Here is a 15,323-nt window from a genome sequence, read left to right as displayed (position 1 = left end):
CCTGTATTTAGAGGTCAGGAATGCAAGAAATACTTGAACAAATTTTAGATTATTTAAAAGGTATTTGGATAAAACGCCGCTACCTTATGATTGCTACTTGGCTTATTTGCCCTTTAGGTTGGTTTGCCGTTTCACAGCTACAAGATAGTTATGAGTCAGAAGCGCGGGTATTTGCTGATACTCAATCTATTTTAGGCCCTTTATTAAAAGGGATGACAGCTGAGTCCAATCCTGATGAACAAATCAGCTTAATGGTAAAAACATTGCTCAATCGCCCAAATTTAGAGCGTATTGCTCGGATGACCGATTTAGATGTTCAAGCTACTACCCCGCAAGGATTTAATAACTTAATTCAACGATTAACGAAAAACATTTCAATTAAAAAGACGGGTGGTAAAAACCAAAATATTTTCAATATCACATTTTCTGATAAAGACCCTGTAATGGCACGGGATGTTGTGCAAGCAGTTATTACTGTATTTATTGAAACGACGCGAGGCGAAAATCGTAAAGATTCAGATTCCGCACAAAAATTTCTTGATAGCCAAATTAATGAATACGAAAATCGCTTATTAAAAGACGAAGCAAGGTTAACTAACTTTAAACAGAAATACAGTGAAGTGCTGCCTAACCAGTACGGTGGTTATTACCAAAAGCTAAATAACTCAAAAGAACAATTAAAAACTATTGAACTAATTTTGCTAGAAACAAAAACACAATTAGCTGGCTCAAAAGCTAAATTGACGCAATCTTCAACGTCAGAATCTAATCAGCAAAATAATATTGTTGATTCGAATAGCGTAAAAACTACTTTTGATGACCGTATTGCGGAGTTAGAAGGGCAATTAGATTCACTACAACTTAGGTATACCGAGCAACATCCTGATGTGCTAGAAGTTCAACGTCGCCTTGAGCATTTATCAAAGAAAAGAGATGATGAAATTGAACAGTATCTAACAAACAATAATGAGGCCGGTAATGACTACACGCCAATAAGTCAGAACCCTGTAATTCAAGATATTCAAATTCAAGTGAATCAACTTGAAGGACAAGTTGCTTCGATGGAAGTTAGAGCGAAAAATTACAGAAGTACGGTTAAAGAGCTTGAAAACAAAATTCATACATTACCTGAAATTGAAGCAGAATTAGTGGCGCTCAATCGCGGTTATAACATTACTAAAAAGCAATATGAAGACTTGCTGGAACGTAAAGAAAAAGCACAAATAGGTCAGTCTGCTAATGAAACGACCAGTAAAATAAATTTCAAGGTTATTGATCCTCCTCGTGCACCTTTACAACCTGCTGGGCCCAAACGATTCCTGTTTTATGTGGTTGTTACCTTTTTAGGCGTTGGCGTTGGTTTGGGGCTGTCTTTTTTATTCAGTCAGATAAACCCTGTTGTGACTTCGAGCAGCCAAGTTGCTCGCACGACAGGCATTCCCATTTTTGGTATTGTTTCGGCTACTGAAAATTTAGGCCTACAAAGTAAAGATAAACGCAAAACCATACTGTTTTTTGTCTCTAACAGCTTATTAATTTTAATATTATGCTTTTTTATCGCTTATTCGTTATTTCCGGATGCTATACAAGCGCCAATACATAGGATTTTTAATTTATGAGTACCATAGAAAAAGCACTAGCTAAACAAAGGATAGCTCAACAAGACAAAACACCGGTTGTAACTGAAAATGTAACGATTGACAAACCCAAAAAAACAGTTAAAAGCTCAACAGATTCAGTTAATTATGAAAACAATGATCTTTTAGTTCTTAATAAAAATGATCTTGAAAGTCGTGGTTTCTTAATCGATAACGGTACCAGAAAAAGTATTAAAGATGAGTTTCGTCAAATTAAACGTAAGCTCTTAAACAATGCCTTTGGCTCAAGCTCTAAGACGCTTAAAAACAGTAATTTGGTTATGATAAGTAGCGCTAAGCCGAATGAAGGCAAAACTTTTATTTCAATCAACCTTGCGCTAAGTATTGCCTTAGAACAAGATAAAACAGTATTACTAATTGATGCTGATGTTTTGCGCCCAAGCATAAATCGAGAATTAGGCTTTAAGCAAGTCCCTGGCTTAATTGAATACTTATTGGGTGAGAAGCATGATATTCCTGAAATAATTTACAGTACCAATATTGATAAGCTTAAAATAATACCTGCAGGTGAACCTCATCATCTTTCTAATGAATTACTCGCCAGTGACCGTATGGAGTCTTTAGCTAAAGAACTCGCAGAGCGCTACCCTGACCGTATTGTAATATTTGACTGCCCACCCTTAATTGGCGTTACAGAAACGATGGTCTTAGCCAACTTAATGGGCCAAGCGCTGGTGGTAGTTGAAGAATCAAAAACGCTCTTAGCTGACATTGAAAAAGCGACAGGAAATCTCAATGAAGATTTAGCACTAGGTTTAGTGCTAAACAAAGCAATCAGATCTCACAAGGATATGTATGGCTATTATGGTTATGGATACGGCAGTAAATAAGACAGTATTAGCTGCAGCAATCTTTGCCATTTTATCTGCAAATACTTTCGCAGGGGAATGGCAGTTTACACCACAGTTGATTATTGATGAAACCTATACTGATAATGTTAATTCATCTGTTAACGAAAAAACATCAAGTTTAGTTAGTCAAACAGGTGTTGAATTAAGTACACTGTTTTCATCAAAAAAATTAAATTTTTCCTTTGATGCAAAAAGTCTTTATGCAATGTACACCCATGACCATGATACCGATGATGACTATCATACATTGGACAGTTCTTTTCGCTTAAACTTAGGCCCAAAAGGACTTGCTTTAATCGGTAGTGCTGCAATATCAAACCAAACACGTAATAATTCCCGTAATGCGCTTGCAGATATTGTTTCTGGTGACACCATTAGAGTTGAAAATTATTCGGGTGGTTTTCAGTACACTATTAATAATAGTGCTTTTATTGTTAATTCGGGTATTCAATACCAAACAACTAAGTCACAAGACGGTATAGGTGAACGAGAAGGCTATGCGGTACAGTTTTCAAGTAAAAATGGCTCTGCTGCTCGAAATATATATTGGGATACGTCATCTGAATATTCTGATGCGACTAATCAAGGCAGAGACGGACAGTTATTCAAAGGTGAAGTTAAAATCGGTTTGATTACGGGTTATAAAATAACCCCGTTTATACGATATTATGATGAAACTAATGAAGGTGATCTTGTTAATAATAGTTCATCACTTGAGTCAGACTCTTATGGTGGCGGCTTACGCTGGTTAATAAGCCCTAGAATCCTATTCGACCTATCTTATAACACACCTACTGGTACTCAGCTAGACCTCGATGGTAAAGAACAACAAGACTATGCTGCGGCCACAATTCGCTGGGAGCCTAGTCAAAGAACGACCTTAATAATTGATTACGGCCAACGATTTTATGGTGAAAGTTACGGTCTTGACTTTACCCATCAGAATAAGCGTTTGACTAATACAATAACCTATACAGAAGATGTTCAAGCATTTACCCGTAATAATTATGATAGTGTCGCCTTAGGTAGCTTTTGGTGTCCACAAGGTAACATAGCTGACTCTTCAACTTGTTTTGTCAATAATAATGATAATATCGATTTTGATAATTATCAGCTAATCAGCTTAAATGATTTTGTTTTAGTGGAAGATTTAGGCCTTTCATTAAACAAAGAGTTACAGTGGTCTTCAGAATTAGCGCTACCGCGAACCACTTTCAGTGTTGAGCTATCAAACTTGACCCGTGAAAATTTAAATACCCGTACCGAAGATGAAAATAAAAGGGCATCGTTTGCGATTAAACGCAAAGTTAGTGGTAAATCAAATATAAATCTCATGCTTGAATATACTGACACCCACTTTTTACTTGCACAAGAAAATGGCCGTCAAGACCGTTACCGACGTTATAGTATTGAGTATGACAAATCCTTAAATAGTAAACTAACCGTTAAATTAGGTGTAAGCCATCTTAACCGCAGTTCTACTACCCAGTCATTCAATTATGAGGAAGACAGAGTCTACTTCAATTTCAGTAAAGGTTTTTAGCAGTATGTATGAAAATTATTATGGTTTTAAAGAACGTCCTTTTCAGCTAAGCCCTGATCCGCGCTTCTTCTTCGCATCAAGTAATCATCAAAGAGCCATGTCTTATTTACAGTATGGTTTAGACCAAGGCGAAGGTTTTATCGTAGTAACAGGCCCTATTGGTACCGGTAAAACGACCATTGCTCGTAACCTGCTTAATAATATTGCTGACGATTCAATTATTGCCGCTCAACTTGTTACCACAAAACTTGATCCACGAGAATTACTTGAACTTGTTGCCTTTGAATTTAAAATTACGGTAAAAGGTAAAAGTAAAGCTGAGTTATTACAGTCAATTGAACAGTTTCTTATTGATTTGAATCGCCAAGGTAAGCGCGCTTTGTTGATTGTTGATGAAGCACAAAATTTACCGATAGAAACGGTTGAAGAACTCCGTATGTTATCTAATTTTCAACTTGATAATAAGCCATTGATACAAAGTTTCCTTCTCGGACAAGAAGAACTTAAAGATATTATTCAAGCGCCTAATATGGAGCAATTTCGTCAACGTATTATTGCTTCAGCACATTTAAAGCCACTGACAAGTGAAGAAGTAAAAGAATATATTAATCATAGATTACATCAGGCAGGTTGTAATAAAGAAGCTCTTTTTTCGGATGATGGCTTCGCTATTATTTATGAAAAAACCTTAGGTGTGCCCAGAAAGATCAATATTTTTGTTGACCGCTTATTACTCTTTGGTTTTTTAGAAGAGCTAACCTGTATTGATGTTGATGCTATTAATGAAGTTGCATTAGAGATGCAAGTAGAGCTAACAGGTTCACTGCACAAAACTCAATTAATGAGTAACGAACCCAGCCAAGCAAACGCACAACTCATCGTAAATTCAACTGAGAATGTTGAAAACATGAAAGAAATATTAAGAGAAGTCGAAGATATATTAGAGTCATCAATTAAGCAAAAAATTAAAATGGCTCGCTATGTTGATAAATTGCTTAAGCAAAAAAGCCGTTTGTATGCAGAAGCTAATATCGACTTAACGGCTAACAAAGGTACTGAACAAGATAAAGGTTAATAAATTTAAGTAAAGTAGAAGGTTTTGTTACGGCCAAACCTTCCAACTATTTTCTCTCTACCTGCCAGCACCCTACGTTTCATTAATGGTTAGACCATATTTTTCAATTAACGAATATAAAGTAGGCCGGGTTACACCGAGTAATTCTGCTGCTTTTGACATATTTCCTTCGGCTAGCGCATAAGCTTTTTGAATAGCGATTGATTCAGCTTTTTCACGTACTGAACGTAAGTTCAAAGATAATTCAAATTCAGTATTAGTGTGGTCAAAAAAGCCTAAGTCAAACGCTGTTACTTGTGTACCTGTCGTCATAATCACCGAACTTTTAACTTTGTTCTGAAGTTCACGAATATTACCGGGCCACTTATGCGCTTTAATTGCACTTAAACCGTCTTCTGAAAAGCTTTTTACATTACGTTTATACTCAAGAGAATACACCTGTAAGAAATACTGGGCGAGTATCAATACATCTTCATCTCGGTCACGTAAAGGTGGAATATTTAGGGTGATTTCACTCACGCGGTAAAATAAATCTTCACGGAAAGTTTTGTCTACCACCATTTGTTCTAAATTTTGATTCGTCGCACAGACTACTCGAACATCTACATTGATTTCTTGTCGTCCACCCAGGCGCTCAATCGTTTTTTCTTGGAGAAATCGTAATAGTTTTGCTTGTAAACTAAAGGGCATGTCTCCAATTTCATCTAAAAATAAAGTGCCACCTTCTGCACATTCTATTTTTCCTTTGGTTGCACGGTGTGCCCCTGTGAAGGCACCTTTTTCGAAACCAAATAACTCACTTTCTAGTAGATTTTCAGGAATTGAGGCACAATTGATCGCAACAAAAGGCTTTTTACTGCGGTCGCTGGCAATATGAACAGCATTAGCGGTAACTTCTTTACCGGTACCGCTTTCCCCTAACAGTAATGCTGTTATTTGTGTTGGCGCAATACGCTTGACCATCATGCGTAAACGGTCAATCGCTTCGCTGTTACCGATAATGCCGATATCGCTACCCACAACTTCACGCATTTTTCGATTTTCTTCTTCAATAGCGGCGACACTAAAGGCACGCGCAATGATGACATTGATAACGTCAGGGTCTATCGGTTTTTGGTAAAAGTCGTATGCTCCCGCTGAAATCGCTTTTAATGCATTTTTGCGGTCGTCATTGCCAGTAATAACAATAACCTTTGTATGAGGCGCTATCGTTAGAATTTCTTGCAGTGCCACTAAACCTTCAGTGGCATTAGCTTCATCGGGCGGCAGGCCTAAATCAAGTGTAACAACCTTAGGTTCATGGCGACGCACTGCCGCAATAGCACTATCGCGGTCTGAAGCTAGTACCGCTTCATAATCTGATAAGCTCCATTTGAGTTGTTTTTGTATTCCTTTATCATCATCAATGATCAGTAACTTTTCCATGCGGCTAAACCCCCTTTCTTATCATAACGTTAGCTTTCAATAATTCACTCATAAACAGGGTTTATGGGTAGGTCAATAATGAATGTAGTCCCTTGCCCTTCAATGCTTTCAACCTTAATTAGCCCTGCAATACCCTCAATAAACTGCTTCGCTTCAAAAACGCCAATCCCCATACCCGCGTTACCTTTGGTGGTATCAAAAGGCTTAAACAGTCGGTTATTAATAAAAGGCTTCGACATACCACAACCGTTATCTGAAATTTTTATGCCTATATGGTTGTCTTGCTGAGTAAGCTGTACTTTAACCCAACCTTGCTTATTTGTCGCTTCTTGTGCATTTTGTATTAAATGGTTGAGTACTGAATGAAATGATTCGCTATGAATGGCCATTTCACAGCTATTAATCTTTTCAAATGTCACAAGCGGTAAACTAATATTTCGCTGCTCTACTACACTGCTAATCAATTTTGCCATATCAACTAACTGGCTTTCAGACTGCGCCATTTGTTTATTTCGTAATTGCGATAAAACTTTTGATAAACGCTCAGTAGCTGACTCAACCGTTTCAAAAACATCAGCTATAAAGTCAGGGTTATCACGGTGCTTTTTAGCGTTAGTGCTGATTAAGGCTAACTGTGCTTGCACATTTTTTAAATCATGTACTAAAAAAGCGGACATACGATTAAAAGCGTCAAATTGTTTCGATTCGGCGAGTTTGTCATTAGCTTCATGTAAAGAGATAAAGTTTCCTAATTGTTTTGATATCGCAAAAAGTAAATCTCTGTCTTCCCAATTTAATTGCTTAACTTCGTTTTTACCGACCAAAAAGAACATACCATAAAAAGCTTTGCCAATAAAAATAGGAACGACAATTCTTATATTATTTGCATCAATTAAGGGTAAATTTAACGACAGGTTAGGGTAAATAGTTGGAGTTTGCTTATATTCGTCAATATCGATGATCCAACCTTGCTGCTGACAAAAACTGCTACAGTGAATTAGTTGGTCATTGAAAGAATCATCTAAAATAATATTCTCAGAGTATTGAACACTAAATCGTTGCTCCGTCACTTTTTTTAAAATAGCACCACCATAAGCATCAACTTTAGACATCATAATTTGTGTCGCCATTTGGTAATAGCTTTCTGCGTTAGTAGTTTCTATTTTTCCAATTAAATTTAACCATTCATCTCGGTATTCGTACTTATTAGCAAAAAAGTTTTTCGCGATAAATACCTTTAATTTTCGACGTAAAGATTCGGTGATCAATAAAGCGACGAGCACCAAGCTACCAAGCATTAGAAAACTAATACTAACGACACTCCCCCACTCACCACCGATGTAATTAATGACATAACCTGCCAGTGCCATAACCAGTAAATAAATACCTGCAATCATCAACATCGAGCTATAAAAAACCACATGTCGTGACACAAAAATGCGCACAGAGCCATTACGAATTCGACGTGTACTAATGAGCAATAACGGAAAAATCATTAGAGAAATATAGCCTCGGCTGAACCAAAAATTAAAATCGACACCATCAACCATAGTCGCTTGCGCATATAAAATGAAGTCAAAAATCGCAACACTCGCCAACGCTAGAACCATAGGTAAAATAGCCCAACGCACTTGCGAATTTGCACTACGATAAAGCTGTTCAAGCAGTACTAAACTCCATAAATTGAGCACGATAAAAAGAAGGAATATGTATTCGTAAGAATAGTTGAGTAGAGAGCTGGTTAACCAACACACCAACATTAACGTCCCCCAAATACTCACGTATTGACGAATATAATAATTAGCGATAATAGCCTTAAAAGAGGGATGCTCTGTATTGCAAAGTACAATTAATAACGACCAACAGGCTATTTTAAAAGCATCAGCAAACATTGCCCACTGCAAACTAAAACCCAGTTTGATTTGCAATGCTGCCACAACATTGGCAATAACCGTTACCAGTGTTGAAATTAGCACCCAGCGAGCAAGAGTTGTATTGTTGCGCGCTGCAAAAATAAGTAATGCAAAAACAAAATAAGCGGCGCTAGCTAACGAATAACCGAAGAGTCCTAATGAGTCCATAATATAAACTTCTTATTGAGTTTTTGTTTAATTGTTTTGTTGTACTTTTTCTTTGGTAAAGATTTGCGTTAATACCGGTACCAGTAAAAAACTAGCAATCGCTGACACACATAATCCAGAAATAATAACCGTACCTAGCGGTTGCCATAAACCGCCGCCAAAAAGTGTTAATGGCAATAAGCCACCGATGGTTGTTAACGTTGTTAATAATATTGGCGTAAAGCGGGTGGCACTTGCATCGAGAATTGCTTGCTGTAAATTATTTGATTCTGCCATATTACGGTTCGTTGTATCGATCAATATAATGGCGTTATTCACCACAATACCGAACAAACTAATTAAACCGATAAACGCCATCATCGAGAATGACTGCCCAGTAATGTAGAGACCTATTACTGAACCCGCCATCGCAAAAGGGATAGAAGTGAATATAATCAATGGCTGTAAAAATGACTTGAACTGTAATACCAGCACCGCAAAAATACCAATCGCCGTAACTAACATTATTTGCGCAAGACCTGAGAAATTCTCTTGCCTTGATTCTTCTTCACCCCCTAAAGTATAGCTAACGCCCTTGGGCATTTTATATTGTGCTAAATAGTTAATTACCTTTGTAGTCATTTCACTCACCGTATGACTTTTATCAACGTCAGCAGAAACCTTCGCCATGCGTAACTTTTGATAATGGTAAAACTCAGTACGGCCTTTTTGCAGTTTGGTGGTAATAAATTGATTGAGTGGAATAGCTTCGCCTAAACGATTAGTGACATTAATATCTTCTAAGCCGTTGATATCAGGTTTTTTACGGCGAACAACAATAGGATAATTTTCACCATTATCATCATTAAAACGACCGACTGTGGTACCAGAAAGGATTGTCTGCAGAGTTGTGTCGAGCGTATTAATGTCGATATTAGTTAAACCTGCTTTTTCATAATTTATATCAAGCAATAGTTCTGTATTAGCAATTCCGATAGGGTTATCAATATTAATGATGCCTTCAGTACTTGCCATCATACTTGAAAGATCGTTAGCAACCTGTTCTAAGTCGGTAAGTGACTCGCCCATTAATCGTACACTGATGGGTAAATCGGTGACCGGACCTTGGGTAAATTCACTAACAGTAATTTTAGCTTGTTGCCATTGCCCAAACTCCTCACGAAGCTCGGTAACAAAACGAGAGACTCTTTCTGCATCGTATTCATGTAAAACCACAATCACCTGACCGTATGTTGCCACACCTCGTTTAGGTATTTGATTATAGTAAATACGCGGGTTTGCATTACCGACGTTTAAAGCAACTTTATCGACTAATGCATTTCTTTCAATTATTTCAGTCATTTGTTGCATAACTTGGTCGGTATAAGCTAGCGATGAGTTTGGTGGTGTTTCAACATCAAGCATGATCATCGGCTTTTCTGCTTTAGGAAACAGACTGACACCTACTTTGCTAAACAATGACAACATACCGACCAAACAAAGTACTGCGATAGCGATAACGATCCAGCGAGAAAGTATGAGTCGAGCAAGCCATTTGGCATAAACACGCTCTGCAAAGATATTGACGTAATGCTGTAGTGTTTTTATTTTTGACTTACTTGGTGCTGTATTTTTGGCAAAAAATCGACTGGCTAATAATGGCGTTAATGTAAGCGCAATCAATAGAGAAGCGAACAAGACTAAAACAACCGTAACCGGCATTGAACGAACAAAGTCACCGGTATTACTTGCTAACATTAGCATGGGTAAAAACGCTAACATTGTAGTGACTGTTCCACTGGTTATTGCCCAACCAACTTTGGCGGTACCTGATGCTGCGGCATCGCCCAGATTTACAGCTGTTTTTTTCTCTCGGTGAATGCTTTCAGTAACCACTATGGCATTATCAACAAGCAAACCTAATGCGATAATCAACCCAACAATAGACATTTGTTGTAAGCCAAAGCCACTAAAATCTAACCAACCAATAGCGACTAAAAACGACAATGGAATAACAGCAATGACAACTAAAGATTCACGTAATCCTAAAAATACCAAAGACAGCAGACCAACCAAGACAAGGCCTTGCCAAAGGTTGTCAAAAAAGCCGTTGACTCTCAATTCAACACTGTCGGCTTGCTTGAATAAAACATCAACTTTTATGTTGCTGGGTAAACTTTCTGTAAAGCGCGCAATTTCATTATCAATACTTTCAGTTAATCCAAAAATATTCGTATTAGGTCGTTGCTCTATCGTAAGAAATATAACGGGTTTATTATCAAAATAAGCTAAATAGTTAGGTTCTAATCCTGAAAACTCAACAGTTGCGACATCTTTTAGACGCAAAACAAAACTGTCATCAGAGCGAATAACGGTTTCACCTAACTGAGCCAACTGTACAAAATTACCACTTGCTTTTACATTAAAGCGCCTTGAACTTGCATCAACATAACCGGGTGTAATATTTGTTGCGCGTCCTTGCAAAATAACATTAATATCGGTAACCGATAAGCCGTAATGTTTCAACAGCGCTAAATTCACGTCAATTGCGACAATTTGCTGAGGGTATCCCCAAACATCGGCTTTGCGAACATCGTTAATCGCTTCCAGACGTTTTTCTAACTGCTTAGCGTAAAACTCCATTGATTTGTAGTCTGTAGGCTCACTCCAAAGCGCAAGTTGCATAATAGCAACACTCGTAGGCGTGGCTTTTAACACAAGTAAATCGTGAACGCCTTCGGGTAAGGTAGGTTTTACCGTTGAAACCGCCTGTTTTACTTTGTTATAGGAAGCCTCAGGGTCTGTTCCGTAGAGAAAAGTAATTTCAATGCGAGCACCACCATTTTTTACTTGTGATTCAATCTTTTGAATATTTTCAATATCTGAAAATTCTTCTTCAAGTGGGTTAACCACTAGAGTTTCAATATCTGTTGGCGAGGCTCCGGGGTAAATCACTTCAATTAACGTAATAGACATGTCAAATTGAGGGTCTTCTGAGCGTGGCATTTGAAAATAAGAAACAATACCGACTAGCACCAATAATACGACTATCGTCAAAGTAAATTGGGCGTTCTTTATGGCGAGTTTAGGTAAAAGCATAGTGGCTATTCACCTAATTTAATATGTTGCCAGCCACTGGTAACTATTTGTATAGGCTGATCGTCAACTGACGCAAACAAATATAAAAATTGATTGTCTAAACGATAAATATCGTAGTGCTGATAAGTGAGTTCTTGATCGTTTTTTGTAATCACAATAGCTTGACCGTTGTCGTCAACAGAAATTAAGGCAGAAATAGGTAAACGGTAAACAAAATTGTCACTGGTAAAATCGATCGTAATTTCGGCAATTTGTCCTGCGACAAGACCACTTTTTAACGTAAGGTTCGGTAGTAAGACTTCAATAATAAACATATTACCGTCAGTGTTAGCAATAGCCGGTATTTTACTAACTTCACCAATAACAACGCCTAACGCTTGTAAGCTAACATTTACTTTTTGACCTAAACGAACCTGGCTTACTTCACTACCCGTTAACGCAACTTTTACTACCCAGTTTTTATCCAGCGCCGCTATTTTTAGTATTTCATGCCCGGGTGACTGTAATTCGCCTAATTCAGTATAGCGATTTAAGACCACCCCAGAAAATGGTGCTATGACTTGCGCTTTTTCGAAATTATAAAAGGCAATTTGATATGCCGCTCTCGTTGTTTCAACTTGGGTGAGTGCAATATCAAGATCTTGTTCTGAATTCAATGCATGTTCAAGCAACTTTTTTTGACGGTTAACTTCACGTTTTGCTTGTAATAGTTGTGCATAAGTCGCATTTTTATTTTGAAGTAATTCGGTAGTGTCTAAAGAAGCAAGTAACTGATTTTTTTCAAAATACTGCCCTTCATCAACGGATAGTTCGGTTAAATAGCCGCTACTTTTGAAAGATAAATTCAACGTTCGTTTAAAATCGAGTTTCCCCGTTCGTTTGATCGTATCTGCGTAAGGCTCAACAATGACTTGTTCGAGATCGTAACTTTGCGACAATACTGAAAATGATGCAGAAATGATTATTCCTGCGATTAAAAATCGAACAAAACTATTCCATGATTTCATATGTAATTCTATAACGCGTTAAATTAACTAATTTTATTATAGCCAATACTTTAGGGGTGTTGCTAAATAAAGTACATCTTTTTCCATTATTTTTGCTCTGCTTGATTCAGATTTATAAAATTCGCACATCAACTGAAAATAAAGACGACAAAGCTAGACAATTTTCACGATTAATTATAGTATTTGCCGCGCTTAGAACAGCAAACCACCCGTAGCTCAGCTGGATAGAGTTCACGCCTCCGAAGCGTGAGGTCACAGGTTCAAATCCTGTCGGGTGGACCACTTTTTATTCAAGTATCAAGCAGCACTTAAAATAGATAGTTTCATTTTATATAACTGTTGTTCTTCTTTTTTGTAGCTCCACTTCAACGCATTTTCCAACATCTTTTTAGCCAATTTCATCTCACTTCTTTTAAAGTATATTTTAGCTAAACCTATGTAAGCTTCTTTTAGATAAGGCGCATTTTTTAAGGCTTTTTTGAAATAAATTTCAGCTTGTTCACTATCTTTATGTGATTTATAGGCTTGTTCGAGCCAAACATATGGATTTGGGTTGTCCAAAGTATTCAATTTTTTTTGATAAAAATCGACTTCCGCCATTCTATTTTCCGTTAACAATAAAATCATATAATTACGTATTATAGGAATGTTTTTTTCATCCAAAGATATACCTAATTGATATAATTTTTCAGAGGTTAACTTATCATTTTCAGTTTTATGCAATAAAGCCATAAAGTTAAGGGCTTCAACGCTAGACGGTAAAATTCTCAACGCCTCTTTTCCATAGGCAAAAGCTAAATCTGGTTTGTTATGTATAAGGGCATCGCCAGCAATATTTCGATAGTACATAGACAAAAATTTATTAAAGGAGAATTCTGGTCCTTTTTCACTGTTTTTCACTGGGAAATAATCAATCACGATGCCTGGTTTAGTCAGATATATCAGACCTTTTTCTGGAACAAAGCTAGGATCATAGATAATAGTTTGCACATGTGAAGACGATGATAAAAACTGATTGTTTTTTTGGAAAATAGGCGCCGAAGTCACTTCACGATAAGAGGTTTTCAACCCCACTAGTCGAGTTAAAGCCGTTGTCAGAATAGATAAGCTTAAGCAATTCCCTTGTTTTTCACTTAAAGACTTTTGAGCAATATTGGTTTCACCGTAAAAGGTAAAGTTATTTTTAAAGCGTTGCAGATAAGTCGCTAAAGCAACATGCGACTCAAGCCCTTCCTTTTTAAGCTTTTCATACTCTTCAAAAAAATCAGCTTCTTGTTCCTTGGAAAGTGCGAAAATATCTTGTTCACTTATGACCGCCTCCGTAAACGTGAATAAACTGTTATTCAGCGGAATATCAATCTTTGCTTTAGGGTCAATGATAGCGTTAGAACAAGCACTTACTAACGAGATAAATAAAATAATAGCGGTGAGTTTTAACATAACAATTCCTTTGCTCCATTCGTTTGACAGACTTTATCTCCATCAAAGTATACTATAAGTGTATTCTTGTCAGTAAAGGTAGCTTATCAGTCTGCTATTTTATTAAAGCTAAGATGCGAATAAGCCTTTAATGTTTTGCTGATTAAGTATCAGATGAAAATGGTATTTAGGAGAAATATTTCAGTCCTCTCAAATTAAAACCAATAAAAAGCCTCGCAAGTGCGAGGCTGATTTTCATTTCCCTTTGGCTTCAAAAACAGCCAAAAATAAAGCCCCTTCCTAAATGACTATATAGGTTCACTTAGGAAGGGGCTTTGGATTCTAAAGAGCTCAACTCTATACTTTTTAATTAATGAGAAGTTGGCATTTACTTTTAAGTTGATTTAATTCTCTCGGTAAGAGAACATCAAAAGTCATATAAAGTAAGGACTGTTCTATATCAACCCAAGCTAAAGTATGAATATTCTTTCTTACATTTGCTTTATCATTAACACCAAACTTACACCTCGAATTATCAAATTGGTCTTTAGAGTTATTTAAAAGCATCTTTGCGTTTTCTTTTTGTTCTTTAGTGCTTAAAGAGTGTATAAATATTTTTTTGTAATCATTAAGCTTTATGATTAATATTGCTTGGGTATCACTTGACTGACTTTCTAAATACCCTGATTCAATGATTTTAAAAGAACTTTTACTTAAAGTTACTGTAGCTCCATTAGTAAACCTCGCAAGAGCAATATTAAGTTCTGATTTATAAATAACAATAAACAATGAAATTGTTATTGCAATAAACATTATTAAGAGTGCATGAAAGACTTTATTGTTCTTCTTCATTTCTTTGTTCCTGATTATCGTTATTATCATCATCGTCATCATCACCAAACAGCCATTCAAAAAATGTTTGTCCACCTTTTGCAACCAAGTCTGCCTGACTTGTTGGAGGTAAGTGACCTAGGTTGATACCGTTTTGAACAGTATTTCCAGCTTCATCAACATATTCATCCCTTTTTTCAGCTTCCTCTTTAAATAACCTATTGGAGATTCTAGTTATTTTGGTAGAACCTTGTAATAAGAGGTACAGAAATACCAATATAATTGGACCAATTCATTCCAATCATATTGGACCAACGTAAAATTAATTAAATCTTAAATAACCAATTAATTTATT

Annotated in this window: 11 protein-coding genes and 1 tRNA gene; 5 read left to right on the top strand and 7 right to left on the bottom strand. The window is 36.7% G+C overall.

Annotated elements, in window-relative coordinates; genetic code table 11:
• The first annotated feature begins 20 nt into the window (after positions 1 to 20).
• The 4 genes from H4J73_RS09975 to H4J73_RS09960 are packed head-to-tail and all read left to right on the top strand — an operon-like array spanning position 21 to position 5,127.
• Positions 21 to 1,619: an XrtA system polysaccharide chain length determinant gene (locus tag H4J73_RS09975; protein ID WP_182180714.1), complete on the top strand. Its 1,599-nt coding sequence runs from the start codon at positions 21 to 23 to the stop codon at positions 1,617 to 1,619.
• A complete protein-coding gene (locus H4J73_RS09970) occupies positions 1,616 to 2,488 on the top strand; it encodes an XrtA-associated tyrosine autokinase (RefSeq protein WP_182180715.1) in 873 nt (290 codons plus the stop codon). Before H4J73_RS09975 ends, H4J73_RS09970 begins: the two co-directional genes overlap by 4 nt.
• Positions 2,454 to 4,052, top strand: coding sequence for a TIGR03016 family PEP-CTERM system-associated outer membrane protein (locus H4J73_RS09965; protein WP_182180716.1), 1,599 nt, complete (start codon positions 2,454 to 2,456; stop codon positions 4,050 to 4,052). Before H4J73_RS09970 ends, H4J73_RS09965 begins: the two co-directional genes overlap by 35 nt.
• 4 nt (positions 4,053 to 4,056) lie before the next feature.
• Positions 4,057 to 5,127, top strand: a complete 1,071-nt coding sequence (locus H4J73_RS09960; protein ID WP_182223468.1) for an XrtA/PEP-CTERM system-associated ATPase — start codon at positions 4,057 to 4,059, stop codon at positions 5,125 to 5,127.
• Between the two features lie 72 nt (positions 5,128 to 5,199).
• Here the strand turns inward: H4J73_RS09960 and prsR are convergent, their stop codons facing one another.
• From prsR to H4J73_RS09940, 4 genes are read right to left on the bottom strand one after another with little or no spacing between them, the layout of a single operon-like run.
• Positions 5,200 to 6,552, bottom strand: coding sequence for a PEP-CTERM-box response regulator transcription factor (gene prsR, locus H4J73_RS09955; protein ID WP_182180720.1), 1,353 nt, complete (start codon positions 6,550 to 6,552; stop codon positions 5,200 to 5,202).
• Positions 6,553 to 6,596: 44 nt separating this feature from the next.
• Positions 6,597 to 8,633, bottom strand: a complete 2,037-nt coding sequence (prsK, locus tag H4J73_RS09950; protein ID WP_182223467.1) for an XrtA/PEP-CTERM system histidine kinase PrsK — start codon at positions 8,631 to 8,633, stop codon at positions 6,597 to 6,599.
• Between the two features lie 27 nt (positions 8,634 to 8,660).
• On the bottom strand, positions 8,661 to 11,711 hold the full coding sequence (locus tag H4J73_RS09945) for an efflux RND transporter permease subunit (RefSeq protein ID WP_182223466.1): 3,051 nt from the start codon (positions 11,709 to 11,711) through the stop codon (positions 8,661 to 8,663).
• A 5-nt stretch (positions 11,712 to 11,716) separates the two neighbouring features.
• Positions 11,717 to 12,718 (bottom strand): efflux RND transporter periplasmic adaptor subunit, encoded by a 1,002-nt coding sequence (locus H4J73_RS09940; RefSeq protein WP_182180727.1) that lies wholly within the window; start codon positions 12,716 to 12,718, stop codon positions 11,717 to 11,719.
• 205 nt (positions 12,719 to 12,923) lie between these two features.
• On the opposite strand from H4J73_RS09940, the gene H4J73_RS09935 reads away from it, so the two are divergent.
• Positions 12,924 to 13,000: transfer RNA gene (locus tag H4J73_RS09935), tRNA-Arg, on the top strand.
• A 15-nt stretch (positions 13,001 to 13,015) separates the two neighbouring features.
• On the opposite strand, the gene H4J73_RS09930 is transcribed toward H4J73_RS09935, so the two are convergent.
• The 3 genes from H4J73_RS09930 to H4J73_RS09920 all read right to left on the bottom strand — a co-directional run bounded on the left by H4J73_RS09930 (position 13,016) and on the right by H4J73_RS09920 (position 15,245).
• Entirely contained in the window at positions 13,016 to 14,158 is a 1,143-nt protein-coding gene (locus H4J73_RS09930; protein WP_182223465.1) for a lipopolysaccharide assembly protein LapB, read from the bottom strand.
• 345 nt (positions 14,159 to 14,503) lie between these two features.
• On the bottom strand, positions 14,504 to 14,989 hold the full coding sequence (locus tag H4J73_RS09925) for a hypothetical protein (protein WP_182180731.1): 486 nt from the start codon (positions 14,987 to 14,989) through the stop codon (positions 14,504 to 14,506).
• Positions 14,973 to 15,245 (bottom strand): hypothetical protein, encoded by a 273-nt coding sequence (locus H4J73_RS09920; protein WP_182180733.1) that lies wholly within the window; start codon positions 15,243 to 15,245, stop codon positions 14,973 to 14,975. The genes H4J73_RS09925 and H4J73_RS09920 overlap by 17 nt, the downstream gene beginning before the upstream one ends.
• Between the last annotated feature and the right edge of the window lie 78 nt (positions 15,246 to 15,323).

The sequence above is a fragment of the Colwellia sp. MB3u-41 genome (genome assembly GCF_014076845.1).
Lineage (GTDB): Bacteria > Pseudomonadota > Gammaproteobacteria > Enterobacterales > Alteromonadaceae > Colwellia_A.
Note: the sequence above shows the minus strand (reverse complement) of the source record. Positions and strands in the feature narration are given on the sequence as shown.